The sequence below is a fragment of the Streptomyces sp. NPDC051987 genome, from assembly GCF_040680735.1.
In the GTDB taxonomy this organism is placed as follows: Bacteria; Actinomycetota; Actinomycetes; order Streptomycetales; family Streptomycetaceae; genus Streptomyces.
Window position 1 is genome coordinate 86,499 of the sequence record NZ_JBFAXI010000024.1, and the last position, 19,855, is coordinate 106,353.

At 71.4% G+C, this 19,855-nt stretch carries 17 protein-coding genes; 11 read left to right on the forward strand and 6 right to left on the reverse strand.

Features of this window, described 5'->3' with window-relative positions; all coding sequences use genetic code 11:
* Window positions 1-7: 7 nt before the first annotated feature.
* Window positions 8-4,282 (reverse strand): HAMP domain-containing protein, encoded by a 4,275-nt coding sequence (locus AB0M11_RS15840; protein WP_365705577.1) that lies wholly within the window; start codon window positions 4,280-4,282, stop codon window positions 8-10.
* A 299-nt stretch (window positions 4,283-4,581) separates the two neighbouring features.
* Window positions 4,582-4,962 carry an STAS domain-containing protein gene (locus AB0M11_RS15845; RefSeq protein ID WP_365705579.1) on the reverse strand — a complete coding sequence of 127 codons (381 nt, stop codon included), beginning with the start codon at window positions 4,960-4,962 and terminating at the stop codon, window positions 4,582-4,584.
* Between the two features lie 207 nt (window positions 4,963-5,169).
* Between AB0M11_RS15845 and AB0M11_RS15850 the strand changes: the two genes are divergently transcribed.
* The 3 genes from AB0M11_RS15850 (at window position 5,170) to AB0M11_RS15860 (ending at window position 6,596) form a co-directional block, all read left to right on the forward strand.
* Window positions 5,170-5,655: an ATP-binding protein gene (locus AB0M11_RS15850; RefSeq protein ID WP_365705581.1), complete on the forward strand. Its 486-nt coding sequence runs from the start codon at window positions 5,170-5,172 to the stop codon at window positions 5,653-5,655.
* A 65-nt stretch (window positions 5,656-5,720) separates the two neighbouring features.
* Complete coding sequence (locus AB0M11_RS15855; RefSeq protein ID WP_365705583.1) at window positions 5,721-5,948, forward strand: DUF5133 domain-containing protein; 228 nt, start codon at window positions 5,721-5,723, stop codon at window positions 5,946-5,948.
* A gap of 144 nt (window positions 5,949-6,092) precedes the next feature.
* On the forward strand, window positions 6,093-6,596 hold the full coding sequence (locus tag AB0M11_RS15860; RefSeq protein ID WP_365705585.1) for a MarR family transcriptional regulator: 504 nt from the start codon (window positions 6,093-6,095) through the stop codon (window positions 6,594-6,596).
* Between the two features lie 419 nt (window positions 6,597-7,015).
* Here the strand turns inward: AB0M11_RS15860 and AB0M11_RS15865 are convergent, their stop codons facing one another.
* Window positions 7,016-8,191: a PP2C family protein-serine/threonine phosphatase gene (locus AB0M11_RS15865; protein WP_365705588.1), complete on the reverse strand. Its 1,176-nt coding sequence runs from the start codon at window positions 8,189-8,191 to the stop codon at window positions 7,016-7,018.
* A 146-nt stretch (window positions 8,192-8,337) separates the two neighbouring features.
* Between AB0M11_RS15865 and AB0M11_RS15870 the strand changes: the two genes are divergently transcribed.
* The 7 genes from AB0M11_RS15870 to AB0M11_RS15900 all read left to right on the forward strand — a co-directional run bounded on the left by AB0M11_RS15870 (window position 8,338) and on the right by AB0M11_RS15900 (window position 15,532).
* The gene (locus AB0M11_RS15870) at window positions 8,338-8,823 is read left to right on the forward strand and encodes a MarR family transcriptional regulator (RefSeq protein ID WP_365705590.1); all 486 of its coding nucleotides are present in this window, start codon (window positions 8,338-8,340) and stop codon (window positions 8,821-8,823) included.
* A 321-nt stretch (window positions 8,824-9,144) separates the two neighbouring features.
* On the forward strand, window positions 9,145-9,504 hold the full coding sequence (locus tag AB0M11_RS15875; RefSeq protein ID WP_365705592.1) for an STAS domain-containing protein: 360 nt from the start codon (window positions 9,145-9,147) through the stop codon (window positions 9,502-9,504).
* 113 nt (window positions 9,505-9,617) lie between these two features.
* On the forward strand, window positions 9,618-10,064 hold the full coding sequence (locus AB0M11_RS15880; RefSeq protein WP_365705595.1) for an ATP-binding protein: 447 nt from the start codon (window positions 9,618-9,620) through the stop codon (window positions 10,062-10,064).
* A gap of 138 nt (window positions 10,065-10,202) precedes the next feature.
* Window positions 10,203-11,030 carry an FAD binding domain-containing protein gene (locus AB0M11_RS15885; RefSeq protein ID WP_365705597.1) on the forward strand — a complete coding sequence of 276 codons (828 nt, stop codon included), beginning with the start codon at window positions 10,203-10,205 and terminating at the stop codon, window positions 11,028-11,030.
* Window positions 11,027-13,753 carry a molybdopterin cofactor-binding domain-containing protein gene (locus AB0M11_RS15890; RefSeq protein WP_365705599.1) on the forward strand — a complete coding sequence of 909 codons (2,727 nt, stop codon included), beginning with the start codon at window positions 11,027-11,029 and terminating at the stop codon, window positions 13,751-13,753. The genes AB0M11_RS15885 and AB0M11_RS15890 overlap by 4 nt, the downstream gene beginning before the upstream one ends.
* Window positions 13,750-14,724: an antibiotic biosynthesis monooxygenase gene (locus tag AB0M11_RS15895; RefSeq protein WP_365705601.1), complete on the forward strand. Its 975-nt coding sequence runs from the start codon at window positions 13,750-13,752 to the stop codon at window positions 14,722-14,724. The genes AB0M11_RS15890 and AB0M11_RS15895 overlap by 4 nt, the downstream gene beginning before the upstream one ends.
* Window positions 14,725-14,989: 265 nt before the next feature.
* A complete protein-coding gene (locus AB0M11_RS15900; RefSeq protein ID WP_365705602.1) occupies window positions 14,990-15,532 on the forward strand; it encodes a DUF1360 domain-containing protein in 543 nt (180 codons plus the stop codon).
* A 14-nt stretch (window positions 15,533-15,546) separates the two neighbouring features.
* On the opposite strand, the gene AB0M11_RS15905 is transcribed toward AB0M11_RS15900, so the two are convergent.
* From AB0M11_RS15905 to AB0M11_RS15915, 3 genes are all read right to left on the reverse strand, one after another.
* Entirely contained in the window at window positions 15,547-16,638 is a 1,092-nt protein-coding gene (locus tag AB0M11_RS15905) for a glutamate--cysteine ligase (protein WP_365705622.1), read from the reverse strand.
* An 876-nt stretch (window positions 16,639-17,514) separates the two neighbouring features.
* Window positions 17,515-17,721 carry a cold-shock protein gene (locus AB0M11_RS15910; protein WP_360154462.1) on the reverse strand — a complete coding sequence of 69 codons (207 nt, stop codon included), beginning with the start codon at window positions 17,719-17,721 and terminating at the stop codon, window positions 17,515-17,517.
* 375 nt (window positions 17,722-18,096) lie between these two features.
* Window positions 18,097-18,525, reverse strand: a complete 429-nt coding sequence (locus AB0M11_RS15915) for a DUF5994 family protein (RefSeq protein WP_365705605.1) — start codon at window positions 18,523-18,525, stop codon at window positions 18,097-18,099.
* 330 nt (window positions 18,526-18,855) lie between these two features.
* Here AB0M11_RS15915 and AB0M11_RS15920 point away from each other — a divergent pair, with 330 nt between their 5' ends.
* The gene (locus tag AB0M11_RS15920; protein WP_365705608.1) at window positions 18,856-19,344 is read left to right on the forward strand and encodes a GNAT family N-acetyltransferase; all 489 of its coding nucleotides are present in this window, start codon (window positions 18,856-18,858) and stop codon (window positions 19,342-19,344) included.
* The last annotated feature ends 511 nt before the right edge of the window (window positions 19,345-19,855 follow it).

Genomic DNA, 19,855 nt, shown 5'->3' on the forward strand with positions numbered 1-19,855 from the left:
CGCCTGGTCACCCGGGCAGCCAGCGCCGGACGCGGGCGATGAGGTCGCCCGTGTCCACCGGCTTGGTGACGTAGTCGTTGGCGCCCGACGCGAGGCTCTTCTCCTGGTCGCCCGGCATGGCCTTCGCGGTGACGGCGATGATGGGCAGCTCGGCGTACTGCGGCATGGCGCGGATCTCCGCGGTGGCGGTGTAGCCGTCCATCTCGGGCATCATCACGTCCATCAGGACCAGGCAGATGTCGGGGTGCGCGAGCAGCATCTCGATGCCCTTGCGGCCGTTGTCGGCGTGCAGCACCTGGAAGCCGTGCAGTTCCAGCACCCCGCTGAGGGCGAAGAGGTTGCGGGCGTCGTCGTCCACGACCAGGATCGTCCGGCCCCGGAAGGCGTCGTCCACCACCTGCGCGGCCGCGTGGTGGGACTCCTCGGCGCGCACCAGGGACAGCACGTCGCCGGGCTGTTCGGCCGACAGGTGCAGCGTGATGCGCTCCCGCAGGTCGTCCAGGCTGGCCAGGAAGTCCAGCGGGCGGTCACCGGCGAGTGCCCGCAGCCCCTGCTCCTGGGCGAGATCCACCCGGTGCCCGGTGTGCACCAGGACCGGCACGCTGGCCAGCGCCGAGTCACCGCGCATGGCCTCCAGGAAGCCCGCGCCCTCCTGGCCGGGCATGCCGAGTTCCAGCACCACGCAGTGGCAGGCCTGGGCCGCCAGGGTGCTCGCCGCCTCCTGCGCCCCGACCGCGGTGATGATGTCGATCGGCCCGTGCGGATCGTCGGGCCCCTGCGCGATGTCCGCCACGGCCCGTTCCGCGACCAGCGTGAGCAGCCCGCGCGGCCGTTCCTCGATCACCAGCAGACGGCGTCTGCGCGGCTCGGCCGCCGCCGGAGCGGACAGCGCACGCGGCACCGGCAGTTCCTCGGCGTCGGCCTCGTGGTGGGTCTGCTCCACCGGCCGGCCCCCGGCCTCCAACAGCTCCTCGAAGTCGGCACGGGCGACCGGCAGATACAGCGTGAACGTGCTGCCCTGCCCCGGGGTGCTGTCGACCGTGACCGCACCGCCGAGCAGGTGGGCGATCTCCCGGGTGATGGACAGGCCGAGCCCGGTGCCGCCGTACTTGCGGCTGGTGGTGCCGTCGGCCTGCTGGAACGCGCCGAAGATCGTCTCCAGTTGCTGCTGGGGGATGCCGATGCCGGTGTCGATGACCCGGAAGGCCACCACGGGCCCGCCGCGGTGGACCTCCGGCGGCACCTCGCGGTCGGCGGCCGGTTCGATCCGCAGCCGCACTCCGCCCTGCTCGGTGAACTTCACCGCGTTCGACAGCAGGTTGCGCAGGATCTGCCGCAGCCGCGAGTCGTCGGTGAGCAGGTCGGCGGGGGTTCCCGGAGCGGTGGCCACCGCGAAGTCCAGGCTCTTCTGGGAGGTCATCGGACGGAACGTCGCCTCGACGTACTCCAACAGCTGGCGCAGCGGGACCCGCTCCGGAGCGACGTCCATCTTGCCGGCCTCCACCTTGGACAGGTCGAGGATGTCGTTGATGAGCTGGAGCAGGTCCGAGCCCGCCGAGTGGATGATGCCCGCGTACTCGACCTGCTTGGGCGTGAGGTTGCGCGACGGGTTCTGGGCCAGCAACTGGGCGAGGATCAGCAGGCTGTTGAGCGGGGTGCGCAGCTCGTGGCTCATGTTGGCCAGGAACTCCGACTTGTACTTGGAGGCCAGCGCGAGCTGCTGCGCCCGGGTCTCCAGCTCCTGCCTGGCCTGCTCGATCTGCAGGTTCTTCGCCTCGATGTCGCGGTTCTGGTCGACCAGCAGGGACGCCTTCTCCTCCAGCTCCGCGTTGGAGCGCTGCAGTTCCTCCTGCTGCACCTGCAACTCCTCCGACCGGGACTGCAGTTCGGCGGTCAGGCGCTGCGACTCCTCCAGCAGCTCGTCGGTGCGGGCGTTGGCCACGATGGTGTTCAGGTTGACGCCGATGGTCGGCATGAGCTGCGCCAGGAAGTCCTGGTGGATCTGGGTGAACCGGGTCAGCGAGGCCAGCTCGATGACGCCCAGGACCTGCTCCTCGACCACGATGGGCAGTACCACCAGGGCGCGGGGCAGCGCCTGCCCGAGACCGGAGGAGATGGTGACATAGCCCTCCGGGAGCTCCTCCACGGTGATCGGACGCCGGTTGCGCGCGGCCTGCCCGACCAGCGAGCGGCCCACCGGGATCCGGGTCGGCCGCTCCGCGTCGTCCGGAGCTCCGTACGAGCCCACCAGCCGCAGTTCAGGTCCGCGCTCGGTGTCCTCCGCGAGGTAGAACGCGCCGTACTGGGCCGCCACCAGGGGGGTCAGCTCGTCCATGATCAGCTCGGCCACGACGGGCAGCTCGCGGTGGCCCTGCATCAGGCCGGAGATACGGGCCAGGTTGGTCTTGAGCCAGTCCTGCTCCTGGTTGGCCCGGGTGGTCTCGCGCAGCGACCCCACCATGGCGTTGATGTTGTCCTTCAGCTCCGCGACCTCGCCGGAGGCCTCCACGGTGATCGAGCGGGTCAGATCGCCCTCGGCGACGGCGCTGGCGACCTCCGCGATCGCGCGGACCTGCCGGGTCAGGTTCCCGGCCAGCTCGTTGACGTTCTCCGTCAGCCGCTTCCAGGTGCCCTCGACGCCCTCCACCTCGGCCTGGCCGCCCAGGCGTCCCTCGCTGCCGACCTCGCGGGCGACGCGGGTGACCTCGGCGGCGAACGAGGACAGCTGGTCCACCATCGTGTTGATGGTGGTCTTCAGCTCCAGGATCTCGCCCCGGGCGTCCACGTCGATCTTCTTCGACAGGTCGCCGCCCGCCACCGCGGTCGTCACCAGGGCGATGTTGCGCACCTGCCCGGTGAGGTTGTTGGCCATCGAGTTGACGTTGTCGGTCAGGTCCTTCCAGGTGCCGGCCACGTTCGGCACGTGCGCCTGGCCGCCCAGGCGGCCCTCGGTGCCGACCTCGCGGGCGACGCGGGTGACCTCGTCGGCGAACGCGGACAGCGTGTCGACCATGGTGTTGATGACGTCCGCCAGCGCGGCGACCTCGCCCTTGGCCTCCACGGTGATCTTCTGCGAGAGGTCGCCGCGCGCCACGGCCGTGGCGACCTGGGCGATGGAGCGGACCTGCCCGGTCAGGTTGGACGCCATCACGTTGACGTTGTCCGTGAGGTCCTTCCAGGTCCCGGAGACGCCCCGGGCGATGGCCTGCCCGCCGAGGTTGCCCTCGGTGCCGACCTCGCGGGCGACACGGGTGACCTCGTCGGCGAACGCGGAGAGCTGGCCGACCATCGTGTTGATGGTGTTCTTGAGTTCGAGGATCTCGCCGCGGGCGTCGACGGTGATCTTCTGGGAGAGGTCGCCCTGCGCGACCGCGGTGGCCACCTGGGCGACGTTGCGGACCTGCGCGGTGAGGTTGCCCGCCATGAAGTTCACGGAGTCCGTGAGATCCCGCCAGGTGCCTTTGACGCCCTTGACGTCGGCCTGCCCGCCGAGGCGCCCTTCGGTGCCGACCTCGCGGGCGACGCGGGTGACCTCGTCGGCGAACGCGGAGAGCTGGTCGACCATCGTGTTGATGGTGTTCTTGAGTTCGAGGATCTCGCCGCGGGCGTCGACGGTGATCTTCTGGGAGAGGTCGCCCTGCGCGACCGCGGTCGTCACCTGGGCGATGTTGCGGACCTGGGAGGTGAGGTTGCCGGCCATGAAGTTGACCGAATCGGTGAGGTCGCGCCAGACACCGGCGACCCCGGGCACCTGCGCCTGGCCGCCCAGGCGCCCTTCGCTGCCGACCTCTCGGGCGACGCGGGTGACCTCGTCGGCGAACGAGGACAGCTGGTCGACCATCGTGTTGACGGTCTCCTTCAGCTGCAGGATCTCGCCGCGCGCGGGCACGTCGATCTTCTGGGACAGGTCGCCCTTGGCCACCGCCGTGGCCACCTGGGCGATGTCGCGGACCTGCGTGGTCAGGTTGCCCGCCATGGCGTTGACCGAATCGGTCAGGTCCGCCCAGGTGCCGGAGACCCCGGGCACCTCGGCCTGACCGCCCAGCGTGCCCTCGGTGCCGACCTCGCGGGCGACCCGGGTCACCTCCGAGGTGAACACGGACAGCTGGTCGACCATGCCGTTGAACACCGTGGCGATGTCGCCGAGCAGACCCGGCCCGTCGGACGGCAGGCGGGTGCCGAAGTCGCCGTCGCGTACCGCCGTCAGCCCGGCGAGCAGTTGCCGGAGCTCCTGCTCGCCCGGGCCGCCCTGCACCTGGGCGTCCATCGCAGTGCCGGTCATCCCCACCCTCGTTCCGCTTCGCAGGGTCCCCACCCCGAGGACCCGGGCCGGGTCGGCGCCGTGCAGCCCCACCATGGGTGGCGACGCCCGTTCGACGGCTCCTGCCGACGAGAAAATCGATCGCAGACTAACTCAGTTGTCGTGCGGCAACAAAAGCCTGGCCGGAAAGCCGCGACCAGGCGAAAAGGCGCCAGAAACAAGCGGCATGACAAGGCCCGGACGGGGTACCCGACCGGTTTGTGCCTACCGGCGGGACGACACCAGTGGAGCGGGAGGAGCCGGTCGTGGGAGCTCGGGCGTCATGCCGCGAGGGCCTCCTCCACGGTCGGGTGGCAGGGGGTGACGGAGTCGAGTCCCACCAGCTGCATGGTGCGCAGCACCGCGCCGTGGGCGCCCGCCAGGCGCAGCCACCCCTGCGCGGCCCGGGTGGTGTGGTGGGCGGCGACGAGCGCGTTGACTCCGCTGGAGTCCATGAAGGTGACCCCGCTCAGATCGACGACCACCCGGGAGCCGGTGCCGGTCGCGGGATCCACGGGAGGCATCTCCCGGGTCAGCGCGCGCACGCTCTGGTGGTCGATCTCGCCGCGGAGGCCGAGCACGACGATGCCGTCGACCTCCGCACGGACCACGGACAACTGGCCGCGTCCCGCTGCTTCCTGGTTGCCTGCGTTGTCTGCCACTTCCGTCCTTCGCACCCTCGGTACGGGCTGAGCCCCCTTCCTGCAGCCAACGCTGCCCCGGATTCCCGGGGTGATGCGCCCGCCGCCCGACCGGCTTCCGGCAGCGCGGGCATACGATCGCCGAGACCGGGTAGACGCGCGCCCATGAACGGGGTATTGCATGTCAGTGGCAGGGCGGAGCCTGTCCCGCCCGAGGAGTGTTCCCGGATGCCGGAAGCCGCACCTGCCGACGTCACCATCGCCCTGGACGGGGCGGCCGGCTGCATCGCCGACGCGCGGGACCGCACATCCCGGTTCCTGGCCGGAGTCCAGGCCGAACACGGGCTGCCGGTCACCGACCGCACCATGGACCTGGCCCAGCTCGTGGTCAGTGAACTGGTCACCAACGCGCTGAAGTACGCGCCCGGACCCGTGCTGCTGCGCCTGCGGGTCGTCGACGGCGCGGTGGAGATCGAGGTCTGGGACACCGATCCCACCCTGCCGCTGGCCCGCGCCGCCGACGCCGGACGGGTGGGGCAGCACGGCCTGGAGATCGTGCTCGCGGTGGTGCAGGGTTTCGCGGCCCGGCGGGAGCCCGTGGGCAAGTGCGTCACCGCCCGGCTCGCGCTCTTCGACGATCCGCTGCTGGGTTTCGGCGGTCCGGCACAGGGCGGGAGCCGGCCGGCACCCGGGTACCGGCCGCCGCAGGAATGAAGTTCCGGGGCCGGGGCACGCGGCCGTTGCATGATCCAGGTGAACCCTCAGGCAGGAGGCTTGCGATGCTCATGGCACACCCCGCGGTGCTGACGGACCTGATCGAGCAGTACGAGGCGCTGCGCGTCCTGCACGCCGACCAGGGCGACGAAGCCGTACGCCGGCGGATGACCGACATCGCCTACACGCTGTGCGTGGCGACTGGTACCAGTGACGTCGACGCCGCCCTCGTCGTGGCGCGGTACCGCCTGCCCGGCGGCCGCGTCGAGGACGACTCGCTGCTCTCCGCCTGACCGCGCGCGGGCACGGGAGTGTCGCGAGGCCGTGCAGATGCTGTGGAGGCCGAGGGTGCCGGGGGCTGGTCCGGCCTCCGGCCGGGTACCGCGAGGAAGCAGAGGTGGTACCCGTATGCGGGCGATGTCGGAAAGCGATGCCGCGTGACTGGTCTGGAGGGTTCCGAAGACGGCCGCTCGGGCGGACCGCGGGACGGTCCCCTGGCAGTGGCCCGGACGATGGCCGACGCCGTGGACAGTCTCGCGGACCTGTGGTCGGGCGCCGCGCACAGCGCGAGTCCGCGGCTGTCGCCGCACCAACTGCGCGCCCTGCGCACGCTGGAGCGGGAGCCGGGAATCAACCTCACCGCCCTGGCCGTGGCCATGGACATAGGGCCGCCCACCGCCAGCCGGCTCTGCGACCGGCTGGAGGCGGCCGGTCTGCTGGAGCGGGAATCGCACCCGCGCAACCGGCGCGCGGTGCGACTGCGCCTGACACGGCAGGGCCGGCAGGCGCTCGACGACGTGACGTGGCGCAGATCGCGCAGGCTGGCCCTCGTGCTCGGCGCCATGCGGCCGGCCGAGCGCGAGGCCCTGGAACTAGGCCTCCGGGGGTTCCTCGCAGCGCGCAACGCCGGACCGGGTACAGAGGACAGCACGGAACCATGACGTACCTACCCACGCCGCCCGCACCGAGAAGGCGATCCGCACCGCCCACGCCGAGAGGGTTTTTCCGACCGGCCGCGGCGATAGGGTCGTCTGCGTCGGCCGCGCCGAGAAGGTGGTGCGCACCGCCCACGCCGAGAGGGTCGTTCCGACCGGCCGCGGCGATAGGGTCGTCTGCGTCGGCCGCGCCGAGAAGGTGGTGCGCACCGGCCGCGCCGAGAGGGTCGTTCCGACCGGCCGCGGCGATGCGGGCGTCTGCGTCGGCCGCGCCGAGGACGTCGTTCCCGGCGGCCGCGCCGAGACGGCCGTTCACCCGCGGCGCCACCCGGCAGTTGTTCACCTGCGGCGCCAGCCGGCGGTCGTTCCCCTGCGGCGCCGCCCCGCCCTGTCGGCCCGGGGCTCGTCGGGCCGCCGGATTCGGGTCACCGCGGTTGTCGGCCGCGCCAGTCCAGGCAGACGACCAGTGCGTCGTCCTCCGCGAGGACGGCCTCGCCGCGGTGCCCCGCGAGCTCGCGCAGGATCGCGCGCGGCACCTCGGCGGCGGGCAGCAGCCGGGTGGAGTGGATGGCCCGGGCGAGGGCCCGCTCGCCGTACGTCTCGCCCTTGGGCGAGTGCACCGCGTGGACGCCGTCGCTGACGAAGATGAGCCGGTCCCCGGGCGCGACCGCGAAGTCCTGGGCCACGTAGTCCGTCTCCTCGAACATGCCGAGCGGCAGCTGGGCCTCGAACGGCACGTGCTCGACGGTGCCGCCGCGCAGCCGCAGCAGCTGCGGGGAACCGGCGTCCACCACGCTCGCCCGGCCGGTCGCCAGGTCGACGTCCAGCATCAGGACGGACAGGTAGCGGTGGCCCTGGTAGTGGGCGTAGACGGCCTGGTCGGCCAGGGCCGCCTGGTCCGCGATGGGGATCCCGGCGCGCCGGGCGTTGCGCAGGGCGTTGACGGCGAGGCTGGTCAGCAGGGCCGCCTCTATGCCCTCGCCCATGCCGTTGGTGACGTACACCATCAGCCGGTCGGCCGTGGCGGACCAGTCGAAGTTGTCCCCGAAGACGGCGTAGGCGGGCTCCAGCTGGCAGGCCAGGTCGTACTCCGGCCGGGAACAGGACCGGCCGGGCAGCAGGTGCCACTGCATCTCCGCGGCCAGGGTGAGCCGGTCCTTGCGCCGGGCCTGGAGGTACAGGTCCGTGTCCCGCTCGGCGACGATCACCTCGTGCGCCAGCGCGTCGGCGATCTCGGCGAGTTCCGCGACGCACTCCGGTGCCGCCGCCGCGCCGTCCCGCAGCGTCACGGTGAGCACGCCGAGCCGGTCGCCGCGCACGCTGACCGGCAGATGGACCCGGGCTCCCCGGCCCCGGCCCTCCTCGCAGTACGGCACCTGGGAGCCGAAGGCCCGGCCGGCCGGGCTGCCGTGCACGGGAAGCGGCTCCAGGTTGTGCGGCGCCACCGACACCGGCTGAAGCACGGTCAGGCCGTAGTCGGCCATGAACAGCTCGACGTCCTTCGCGTCGTACTGCTCGGCCAGTACGACACGGACGGCGTCCAGCAATTCGTGGGGAGCCGCTGTGCGCAGGGCGCGTTCAGCGGTTTCGAATCTGTTCACGACGGTGAGTGCACCATTCCTTCTCCTGGCGTCGCGCGGCCCCGGCCGAGGCCGGGCTCCGCGACGAGCCGCGTCTGTCATCCGAGGGGTCCCTGGCCGGCGTCGGCTGCTAGTACGCTGAGAGACGCCCCAGTGCCTGCGAGAGTGTGACCGTGACTGCCTTCCGCCGCCGCCCCGAGCCCGACGAGGTCGCACGCGTGACCACGCGGGCCGTCGAGCTGCTGGAGGTCGTCTGGGGACGGGCCTCGACCGCGCCCACCTCTGCTTCCCAGCTTCGCGTGCTGCACGTCCTCGAGCACCATGACGGCATCAACCTTCGCACCCTTGCCGAGTTCCTCGCCTCCACCCCTCCGTCAACGAGCCGGCTGTGCGACCGGTTGCAGGCCGCGGGATTCGTCGAACGCCTGGTGAGCCCGGAGGACCGGCGCGAGGTACGGCTCCATCTCAGCGCCCGGGGGCGCTTCTTCCTCGCGGATCTGCGTGCCCGCCGGGAGAGCGAGTTGCAGAAGGTGCTGGCCGACATGCCCGCGGCCAAGCGCGTTGCCCTGCTGGAGGGACTGGAGGCGTTCTGTGCGACCGCGGCCGCGCAGATAACCGACGAGGCTCCGGACGAGGGCAGCCGCACCGCCTGAGAGAGCCTTCACCGCACCGGTGCCCCCACCGCTGGTCGACGGTGGGCGGTGCCCGGAGCGGTCTCCGTCCACCGGATCATTCCAGGTCCTTCCCCGCGTACGTCCGACGCGGCTACTCTCTTGCCTCATGGCTATTATTGTCAAACGGCAACTGTTCTTCGGATCACCCTCACATCCTTCGGCTGCCTCCCGTCGGCACGGTCGGCGGTGACCGTGCCCTGTGTCCCGCACGCCGCGGGCCCGCCGGAGAGACCCGCAGCCATCCGTGTACCCGCCGAGGCGGGCCGCATGACGGTGAACCGGTGACGTGAGGACAGCGCCATGCCTGCTTCCTGCTGCCTGAGCACCCGTGTCGACCGCCGTGAGCAGGCCTTCGTGCTCACCGTGCGCGGCGAGGTCGACTACGAGGACGCCGGTGAGTTCGAGCGCGCCTGGGAGGCGGCCGACCGGGCGGCGATGCCGGTCACGGTGGTGGACCTCGCCGAGGTCACCTTCGCCGACAGCATGCTCCTCAACGCGCTGATCCGGGCCCGCCACCGCCACCAGGCCGACGGCAGGGCCCTGGTGCTGGCCGGGCCCCTGCGGAGCGCGGTCAGCCGGGTCCTGGAGATCAGCGGCACCCTGGAGCTGTTCACCGTCACCGACGGCCGCCCGGTCACGGACGGCGCGGACCCGTCGTGAAGACCGTCGGCCCGTGGCCCTCATGAAGACCGCTCTCACGGGTACCTGAACCCGGAATCACCAGCACACGGTGTGCACACACGACACGGACCACACCTGCCGGAGACACACCCATGGCCGTCCCGATCAGGAAGCAGGCAGCGGATGAGGAACCCCTCGCGCCACCGGGGCGGTGCGGTGTGGCCTGGGGCGGAGCCCGCTCGTCCATCGCCGAGGCCCGCTGCGCGGTACGCGCGTTCCTCGCCCGTCAGGGACACCGGCCCGAGAGCCGGACGAGCCAGGACGCCCAGCTCGTGGTCAGTGAACTCGTCACCAACGCGATCCGGCACGCCCCCGGCCCGGGGGAACTGGTCCTGGAACTGCAACCCCGCGCGGGACACCTGCTGATCGCCGTCCGGGACTGCTCACCGGCCCCGCCCGAACTGCGCGAGGACGACCCGGCACGGGTGGGCGGCCACGGCCTGCGTCTGGTCCGGCGGCTGTGCAGCCACGTGTGGACCGTTCCCGCGCCACCGGGAAAACGGGTCATGGCCGTCCTGGACCTCCGCGCCGGGGGATAGCGGCCGGTCACCGCACCGGATACGGGGATAGGCTGGAAACAGCATTCGGGGCCGCCGGTCCGTCGCGGCTCAGCCGCTCCGGGCGGTGCGCGATGACGGCTTCTCCTCCCGCGTCCCGCTCCCCGTAGGCCGGCTCTCATGGACCTCACCACCATCACCGAAGTCATCAGGCGGCCGTCCGAGCGGCCGGGCCCCGAGTGGCACGAGGGCGACGCCTGGCTGGCGGGCGGCACCTGGCTCTACTCCGTGGAGCAGCCCCACCTGCGACGGCTGATCGACCTGACCGCGTTGCCCTGGGAGCCCCTGCTGCGGACGGACCAGGGGCTGGAGATCAGCGCCACCTGCACCGTCCGCGACCTGTACGCCTTTGCCTGGCCGACGCACTGGACCTCCGGGAACCTCTTCCGGAAGAGCTGTGAGGCCTTCCTGTCCTCGTTCAAGGTCTGGAACGCGGCCACCGTCGGCGGCAACATCTGCCTGTCCCTGCCCGCCGGCCCGATGATCACGCTGGCGGCCGCCCTGGACGCGCGGTACGAACTGTGGGCGCCCGACGGCTCCGTGCGCTTCGTCGACGCCCTCGACTTCGTCACCGGCGACCACCGCAACATCCTCGCCCCGGGAGAACTCCTCCGGCGTGTCACCGTCCCCGAGCACGCACTGCGCGCCCGCACGGCGCACCGCCGCTTCGCGCTGACCCGGCTCGGCCGTTCGACGGTGTTCGTCGTCGGCACCCAACGGGCGGGGGCGAACAACCTGGCGCTCACCATCACGGCCGGCACCACCCGGCCGGTCCGTCTCGCCTTCGACTCCCTGCCGGACGCCCGCACCCTGCGGCAGTGCGTCGACGACGTGCCGGACGGTCTCTGGTTCGCCGATCCCAACGGAACCCCTGACCACCGACGGCACCTGACCCGCTACTTCGCCGAGGAGATCCGCCGCGAACTCACAGCTGGGAACCTGCCATGACCTATCTCGTGAACGGGCGGAAGTTCGACCGGGAGCCGGCCCCCGGCCAGTGCCTGCGCACCTTCCTGCGCGAACTCGGCCATCTCGGCGTCAAGAAGGGCTGCGACGCCGGCGACTGCGGCGCCTGCACCGTGTGGCTGGACGGCACCCCGGTGCACAGCTGCATCACCCCCGCGTTCCGCGCGGAGGACCGTGAGGTGACCACGATCGAGGGCCTCGGCCGGCCCGGCGCACCGCACCCGGTGCAGCAGCGGTTCGAGGAGACCCCCGGCTTCCAGTGCGGCTTCTGCACCGCCGGGATGATCATGACGGTGGCGGCCCTCACCGAGGAGCAGAAGGCGGACCTGCCCAGGGCGCTGAAGGGCAACCTGTGCCGCTGCACCGGATACCGCGCGATCGAGGACGCCGTGAAGGGCATAGGAGCGGTGGAGACGGCGGCCCCGGGCAAGGCCGTCGGAACGAGCGTCGGCGCGCCCGCGGCCCACGACGTGGTGACCGGACACGCCGAGTTCACCATGGACACGCACATCGACGGCATGCTGCACCTCAAGGTGCTGCACTCGCCCCGCGCGCACGCCCGGATCCTCTCCGTCGACCGCGACGCCGCCCTCGCGGTGCCCGGCGTGCGGCGGGTCTACACCTGGGCGGACGTACCCCGCAGACGCTTCACCACGGCCATCCACACCGACCACCTCGTCGACCCGGACGACACGTACATCCTCGACGACACGGTCCGCTTCACCGGCCAGCGTGTCGCCGCGGTCCTGGCCGACACCGTCGCGGCGGCGGAAGAGGGCTGCCGCCGGCTCACCGTCGAGTACGAGGTGCTGCCGGCGGTGTTCGACCCGGAGACCGCCATGGCCGACGGCGCCCCCCAACTGCACGGCTCCCACGACCCGTTCGTCCGCGATCCCGTCCACAACATCCTGCTCGAACTCCACTCGCACATCGGCGACGTCGACGCCGGATTCGCCGCGGCCGACGTGATCCACGAGGGCACGTACGTCTCGCCGCGGGTGCAGCACGCCCATCTGGAGACCCACGGCTCGATCGCCTGGCTGGAGAACGGCCGGCTGAACGTCCGCACCAGTTCGCAGTCACCGTCGATCGCGAAGGTCAAACTGGAGTACCTGTTCGCGCTGCGCCCGGACCAGGTGAGGGTGTTCTGCAAGCGGGTCGGCGGCGGGTTCGGCGGCAAGCAGGAGGTGATCACCGAGGACCTGGTCGCGCTCGCCGCTCTGGACACCGGGCGGCCCGTCTGTCTGGAGTTCACCCGTGAGGAGGAGTTCACCACGGCCTCGCCGCGGCACCCGATGACCCTGACGGTCAGGCTCGGTGCGAAGGCCGACGGAACGCTCACCGCCATCCAGGTGCGCAACGTCTCGAACACCGGCGCCTACGGCAACCACGGCGGCGAGACGTTGTACGCGGGCGGAGCCGCCGTCATGATCTACCGCTGCCCCAACAAGAAGTACGACGCGTACTCCGTCTACACGAACACCGTGCCGAGCGGCGCGTTGCGGGGTTACGGGATGACGCAACCGGCGTTCGCCGTGGAGTCGGCGATGGACGAACTGGCCCGCGCCCTGCACCTCGATCCGCTGGAACTGCGACGGCGCAACATCGTGCGGCCGGGGGAGCCCCTGGTCGCTCTGGACGACGGCCCCGACGACGTGGTCTTCGCCGAGGACGGACTGGCCAGGTGCCTCGACCTGGTGGGCGAGGCCCTCGCCCGTACCGCCGACCGGCCACCGCCCGGACCTCAGTGGCTGGTCGGAGCCGGTGTGGCGAGTTCCCTGCACGAGACCGCGCCCCCGACGGAACACCTCTCCGAGGCCTGGGTGACCCTGGGCGACGACCTCGTCTACGAAGTGGCCGTGGGAACCGTCGAGTTCGGGGAGGGCACCTCCACGGCCCACGTCCAGATCGCCGCCCAGCAGCTGGGCACGACCCCGTCCCGGATCCGGCTGGTGCAGTCCGACACCGACCGCACCGGATTCGACACCGGTGCCTTCGCGAGCGCCGGCCTCTTCGTCGCGGGCAACGCCGTGCTGCGGGCGGCCGGTGCCGTACGCGACCGCATCCTGGCGTTCGCGGCCGCGTACACCGGCGTCCATGTCGTCCTGTGCTCGATGGACGACGACGGTGTCCGCTGCGGGGACCGCCGGCTGACGCTGGCCGAACTCGTCGCCTCGGCCCGCACCCGCGGCATCCGGTTCACCGCCGCGCGCAAGGCGTACGGCTCGCCCCGGAGCGTCACTTCCAACACCCAGGGATTCCGGGTCGCCGTGCACCGCGTGACGGGCGAGATCCGGATCCTGTACAGCGTGCAGGCGGCGGACGCCGGGGTGATCGTCAACCCGGCCCAGGTCCGGGGACAGATAGAGGGCGGTGTCGCCCAGGGGATCGGCTTCGTGCTGACCGAGAACCACCACCTCGACGACCACGGCGCCATGGTCAACCCCAACCTCAGGAACTACCGCATCCCCACCTGCGCGGACATCCCCCGCACCGAGGTCCTGCTGGTCGGCTCGGCGGACTCGGTGGGGCCGGTGCGGGCCAAGGGGATGGCGGAGTGCTGCATCAACCCGGTGGCCCCCGCACTCGCGAACGCGGTGCACGACGCGACGGGCGTCCGCTACCGCGCGCTGCCGCTGACCCCGGAACGCGTCTACGGCCGGCTCCCCGCGGGCCGCTCGGTGCCGGCGGGTCGATCCGCATGAACACCGAGAAGAACGTGGCCGCCGCGGCGACGGCGATCATCGGCCAGAAGGTCCTGCCGGGCCTGGACGAGGAGTTCCAGGCCTGGCAGGAGAGCCTCAACACCGCGGCCGCCCACTACCCGGGCTTCCTCGGCGCCGAGGTCTCCCCGCCGACACCGCTGCAGCCCGACTGGGTCGTCGTCTACCGGTTCGACTCGGTGGCGCATCTGCAGGCGTGGATCAACAGCGGGACCAGGCAGACCTATCTCGACGTCGGCGCCAGGTACTTCGACGGCCCGGCGACCCAGCAGGTGGTCAGCAGCGGCAGCCGGTCCCTGGACCCGCTGGTCACCGTGGTGGTCACCCACCGCGTCCATCCGAAGCAGGTCGACGACTTCCTCGACTGGCAGCGGCACATGGTCGAGGCGGAGAGCAGGTTCGAGGGGTTTCGGGGGACCGAGCTCTTCCGCCCCATCGAGGGACTCCAGGAGGAATGGACCACGCTGTACCGCTACGACAGCGCCGAGCACCTCGACGCCTGGCTGACGTCGCCCGAGCGGCGGGAGGTGCTGGCCGAGGGCGAGAAGTTCAGCGACTTCCGGCTCCGGACGATCGACAACTCCTTCGGCAGCTGGTTCGCCTTCGAGGGCAGCGGAAAGCACACACCGCCACCGCCCTCCGAGACCAGGACCTCGCTCGCCGTCTGGGTCGGCCTGTACCCGACCGTCGTGCTGCTGACGCTCGCGCTGTCCCCCCTGCACCTGCGGCTCTGGATCGGCCTGCTGGTGGGCAACCTGCTGTCCAGTTTCCTCATGAGCTTCCTGACCATGCCCTACTACGTGAACCCGCTCCTCGGGCGCTGGCTGCGGCCACCCCCCGGCGATCCGGCGGTACGCACCAACCTCCGCGGCCTCGGTATCGTCGCCGCGGCGATGGTCTTCTGGGCCGCCGTCTTCTACCTCGTCACGGTCCGCTGGTGGACCCTGCCCTGACCGGGCGGTCGGCCGGACCCGCCGGCCGTGGTGAGCAGCCCGGCGGTGGCGCAGGCCCGGTGCGCCGAGGGCTGGCCGGCCTGGCCGCCGCGACTCCGCCGACCCGGTCCTACCGGGCACAAACACTCCGGCCGCCGGGCGGGGTGCGCGGAGCGTTTCCCCGGAACGGCCGACGATGGGTTCCGGCCCGGTCGGCCCGGTCGGCCCGGTCGGCCCGCTCGGCCTGGCCGGCGCGGACAGGGGCCGACAGCAGAGGGCAGGGACCATGGGCACAGCGGCTCACGGCGGTTTCGCGGAACGTCCGCGGCGAGGACTGCGGCGTACCGGGCGTGCGTACGCGGCGGGGGAGGAGCGTCCGCTGCGCGGCTACACGGCCGCCATGGCTGCCTTCGGCGCGTACGCCGCGGCCTGGGGGGTGGCGGTCGGGATGCGCGGGCGCCCGTTGCCGGAGCGGCCCGAGCCCTGGGACGTGGCGCTGACCGCGGTGGCGACGTTCCGGCTGAGCCGGCTGCTGAGCAAGGCGCCGGTGACCAGTCCGCTCAGGGCGCCCTTCACCACGTTCCAGGGCCCGCAGGGTCCGGCCGAGCTGCACGAGGAGGCACGGTCCGAGGGCGGCGGGGGGACGGTCGGCGAGCTGGTCAGCTGCCCGTACTGCGTGAGCGTCTGGGTGGCCTCGACCCTCACCGCCGGACAGCTGCTCTGGCCGCGCGCCACCCGCACCGTCATGGGGGCGCTCGCCGCACTGGCCGGCGCGGACGCGTTGCAGCTCACGTACAGCTCGCTGGCGGACAAGGTCACCGGTGGCTGACCGCGGCGGACGGCTCAGGACATCGCGCTCACGCCCATGATCATGTCGGTGACCGCGGCGACACCGCCCTGGGCCAGCGCCTGCCGTTGCCGGTCCGCTCCGGTGCCCTCCTGAAGCAGCCGGTGCACCAGCGCCCGGACCTCGCGGGCGTCACTCGCGTGGTCCAGTGCCGGGCCGACGTGGCGCATCAGCCGGCACACCGCGTCCCCGGCCCGATGCCGGTGGCCGGCAGGGTCGATCAGGTCCGCGGACAGGCCGTGGCGGGCGGCCTGCCACATGGCCGCTTCCAGCAGCTCCGGATCCGACTCGGGTCTCGGCGCGCCGTCGGCGGCGTCCCATATCGCGCGCTGCACCAGGGCCCGCACGAGACCGGCGAACATCACGGCCTCGTCCGTGCGCAGCTGGACGTCGCAGCAGCGTACCTCGATGGTGGGATAGCGTTCGGAGAGCCTGGCCTGCCAGTACAGCTGGCCGGTGTCGGCGATGATCCCGCTGGTCACCAGGCGGCGCACACGCTGGTCGTAGTCGGCGTCGTCGGCGAAGTACGGGGGGATGCCGCTGACCGGCCAGCGGTCGAAGATCAGCGTGCGCCAGGTGGCGAAGCCGGTGTCCTCGCCCTCCCACAGCGGAGAGTTGGCCGACATGGCGGTCAGCTCGGGCAGCCAGGGCCGGATGCGGTCGAGTACCTCCACGCCGGTGCGCCGGTCGGGTACGGCGGCGTGGATGTGCATGCCGTTGACCAGTTGTTCGGCCACGAGTTGCGGAGCCTGCCGCTGCATCGCCCGGTAGCGGGGGCGGTCCGTGACCGGAACGGACTGATCGCACCGCGGTGGCGTGCCGCTGGCCAGGATGCGGCAGCCGAGTGCCTCCGCCGCCGCGGTGACGGCGTGCCGCAGCCGCAGCAGATGTCCACCGACCTCCTCCAGTGTGCGGCAGATGGGGGTGACCGCTTCCACCTGGGCCTGCAGCAGCTCCGTCTGGATCTCCTCGGCGGCGACGAAGGGCTCCAGCCCCGCCGCCGCGCGGACCTTCTCCCCCTGCGCGGCCAGCCGGCCGGTGGCCGTGTCGACCAGCACGTATTCCTCTTCGACACCAACAGTGATCACTTGCCGTGGCACCTTCCGTCCGCAGACGCCCCGCAGACCAAGTGGCCGCGGCGACCGCAGCGCAAACGTCACCGGCACCGGCCGGCGCGGCGAGGGGCAGCCGCGGGACCGAACCGGCAGGTGCACGTCCGGGCCTTGGCGGCAGCCGCCCCTGGCGCCGCGGCCGGGATTCCGGCCGACGCCGCCGGACCCGCGGGAGATGACGCGCCGGACCGTTCCTGGTGGGCCCAGGCCGGCACGGTTGATCCGGCCTCGGCCGCGGACCACGCCGTCCGCGGCCAGTCGTCTCCGCAGCGCGTCGGGTGCCAGAGGGGTCTCGAAGCCCTCACGGACGCCGCGCCCCGTGTCCGCGTACTCGTACCGGACCGCGTACGTCCTTCCTCCGTGGTGCCACTCGCAGCGGACCAGAGGTCGCGCGAGGACTGCCTCGAACCACTCCGCCGTCCTGTTCGCCAGCTCCGCGGGGCTGCCCGTGGCTTCGAAGGCGAGATCACTCGCGGTCTGCCGGATGGTGAAGTCCTGGTTGTGGAGTTCGCCGCCACGGACGGCGGAGCCGTCGAAGCGGGCGCCCACCGTCAGGTCGTCCAGAACGGTGACGGCGACCTGGTCCAGTCGGCAGTCTCCCCGCTTGATGAGGTCCCTGATGCGGCGTATCGGGGAATTCCGTCCAGCGGCGATGGCCGCACGAGGATTCGCAAGAATGAGCCGGAGGAAAAAGAGCCGGGCCTCGTGACGCTGGAGCGGGGAGGGTCGGCAGTCCGGAAATCCGGGAAATCCGGAAACAGGAACATCAATGGGCTGGGGCCCGTACCCCAAGAGCACGGGCCCCAGCCACATGATGAGCGAGCCGCTGGCTCGCGACGTGTCGCGTCAGCGTCAGGCGGGAACGATGTTCTCGGCCTGGGGGCCCTTCTGGCCCTGCGTGACGTCGTAGCTGACCTTCTGGCCTTCCTGAAGCTCGCGGAAGCCACCATTGCTGATGATGTTCGAGTAGTGGGCGAACACGTCAGCGCCGCCGCCATCCTGCTCGATGAAGCCGAAGCCCTTTTCCGCGTTGAACCACTTCACAGTGCCAGATGCCATATTGAATCTCCCTTGGGGGGCAGTGCCGGACTCCACTTTTTGCGGAGCCGAGTCGCCGCGATGATCACCCCTCCGGAAAGATCCGGAAAGCTCTGCAAAGAAAAAATCTCTGGTAACCAAAACTGCAACTGGTCTCACGCTAGCACAGGCCGGTGGAGACGGGCATGCGTTTTCGTGAGTGTCCGGTGATTATCCTTCCGCGCCGGGGTGAATTTCTGTAGTGGCGGCACTAGATATCGGCGTTGTGCTCGTCCGGCTTCCGGCGTATTTTCCATGGGGGATGCGGTGCGGTCACGCGGGTCGTCGGGCGGATCCGCTGCCCGGGGTCGGCCATTCGGCTCTCCTGGGCGTCCTGCGTGCCGGCGCCGGCCTGCCTCATTCCGCCGCCCCGCTCGTGCCTCCGAGGCGATCGGTCTCGGCGAGGGCCAGCATGCGCGCGGCGGTCAGCGGGTTCTCGGGGTCGGCCGCGGCTGCCAGCAGCCGGGCGGCCGTTCCGGCCGGCTCATCCGGCGGGACGACCAGGAGCACCCAGCGTCCCACGGAACCGCAGTCCAGGGAGATGACGTGCGTCTCGCCGCCGGGGCCGGCCGGCTCCACGGAGATCACCCGGCCGGGCGCCATGACGGTGCGAGGGGTGTCGGGCCATTCCGCGGGATCCACGGTGACCGACACCGTCGTGTCCGGGTCCGGCTCCAACGAGCTGACGAGCGAGGGAAGTTCGAGCTCCAGTGCATCGCAGCGCGGCCACCAGGCCCCGTCCAGCGGGCCGTGGCTGACCTCCGGGGTGAGAGTCAGGCGAGGCATGGGCATGCGGTAGGTGTGCGCGTCGGCCGAGGACATGCCTTCGGCTGGTGTTCCGCCGGGTTCCATCGTGCGATCCCGTCCCGGGAGCCGTCGGACGACTGCCCGTTTCGTACACTCGCCGGGAACGGCACCGCTGGTCGCGCTGCGCGAAAAGCTCTCGGTGCGGTCAGGTTACCTCTGAACGAGGAGAACGAGGGCGGGTCAGTCGTCCTGCTGCGCCCCCTCCGGCTTCATCCGGTCCTCCTGTTCGAAAGCAGTGCCGCCGGAACGCCCGCCCGAGCAGCCGACCCCTCCGAACGAAGGTGCCCCCCGGTGCGAAATACTCTCCCGATGAGTTCACGCACTGCCCCGGCCGGTCAGCCGATCACCATACGGAGGGCCGTCGCGCGGGATGCCAAACGGCTCACACGGCTCGTGCGTGGCTCAGGCGCCTACGAGGGCAAGTACGCGGCCGCAGTCGCGGGCTACCGGGTCGGTCCTGACTACATCGAGGCCCATCGCGTCTTCGTGGCCGTCGGCCCCGACGAGCAGGGGGGCCGGGTCCTCGGGTTCTACTCGCTCGTCCTCGCTCCACCGGAGCTCGACCTGCTGTTCGTCGCCGACGACGTGCAAGGGCGGGGCATTGGACGACTGCTCGTCGCGCACATGCGATCCGAGGCCCGTGCCGCCGGGCTCGACCGTGTCATGGTCGTGTCGCACCTTCCCGCCGAGGACTTCTACCACCGCGTCGGTGCCGTTCGGACCGGGACCGCCCGCGCGAACCCGCCCGCCGTCCCGTGGGACCGTCCCGAATTCGAGATCCACACTTCCTCGGAGTGACGCGGTGCGCCGGTTCGCAGGGCTCCGGCTTCCGCCTCTGTGGCGAGTTCCGCGTGTGCCGTCGTCTCTGCCCTGATGAGGACGCCTGCCCCGAACTCTTCCTCGTGCACCTGCGCCAGGATCAGACGCACAGGGCATGGAGAAAAACTGTCCTGGCCGTAGTAGACATTCCACCGCCGTAGGGCTAGCGTTGTTGCTGTACCCAGAAGTCGAAGTGGGCGCAGCAGGTACGAACTGCTGCGCAGGCAGACGAGAACGACACGGCCGCACGGCGCCGTGAGCATCACCTGCGGTATCCGCGTAATCGAAAGGTAAGGAGCAGAACGCCATCAGGATCGCCCGGGCGAGGAAGCAGTCCGCTCGGGTACCGCAAGACCCCGGATTGGAAGGTGGTCCCCGGTCACGCATCCGCGATCTGCCGGCGGCGGACGGCAACGGGGTCGCGCTCCGGGTCGTCGTCCTGGTGGTGTGGCGGGTGCGGGACACCGCGCGGGCGGCGCTCGGCGTCGAG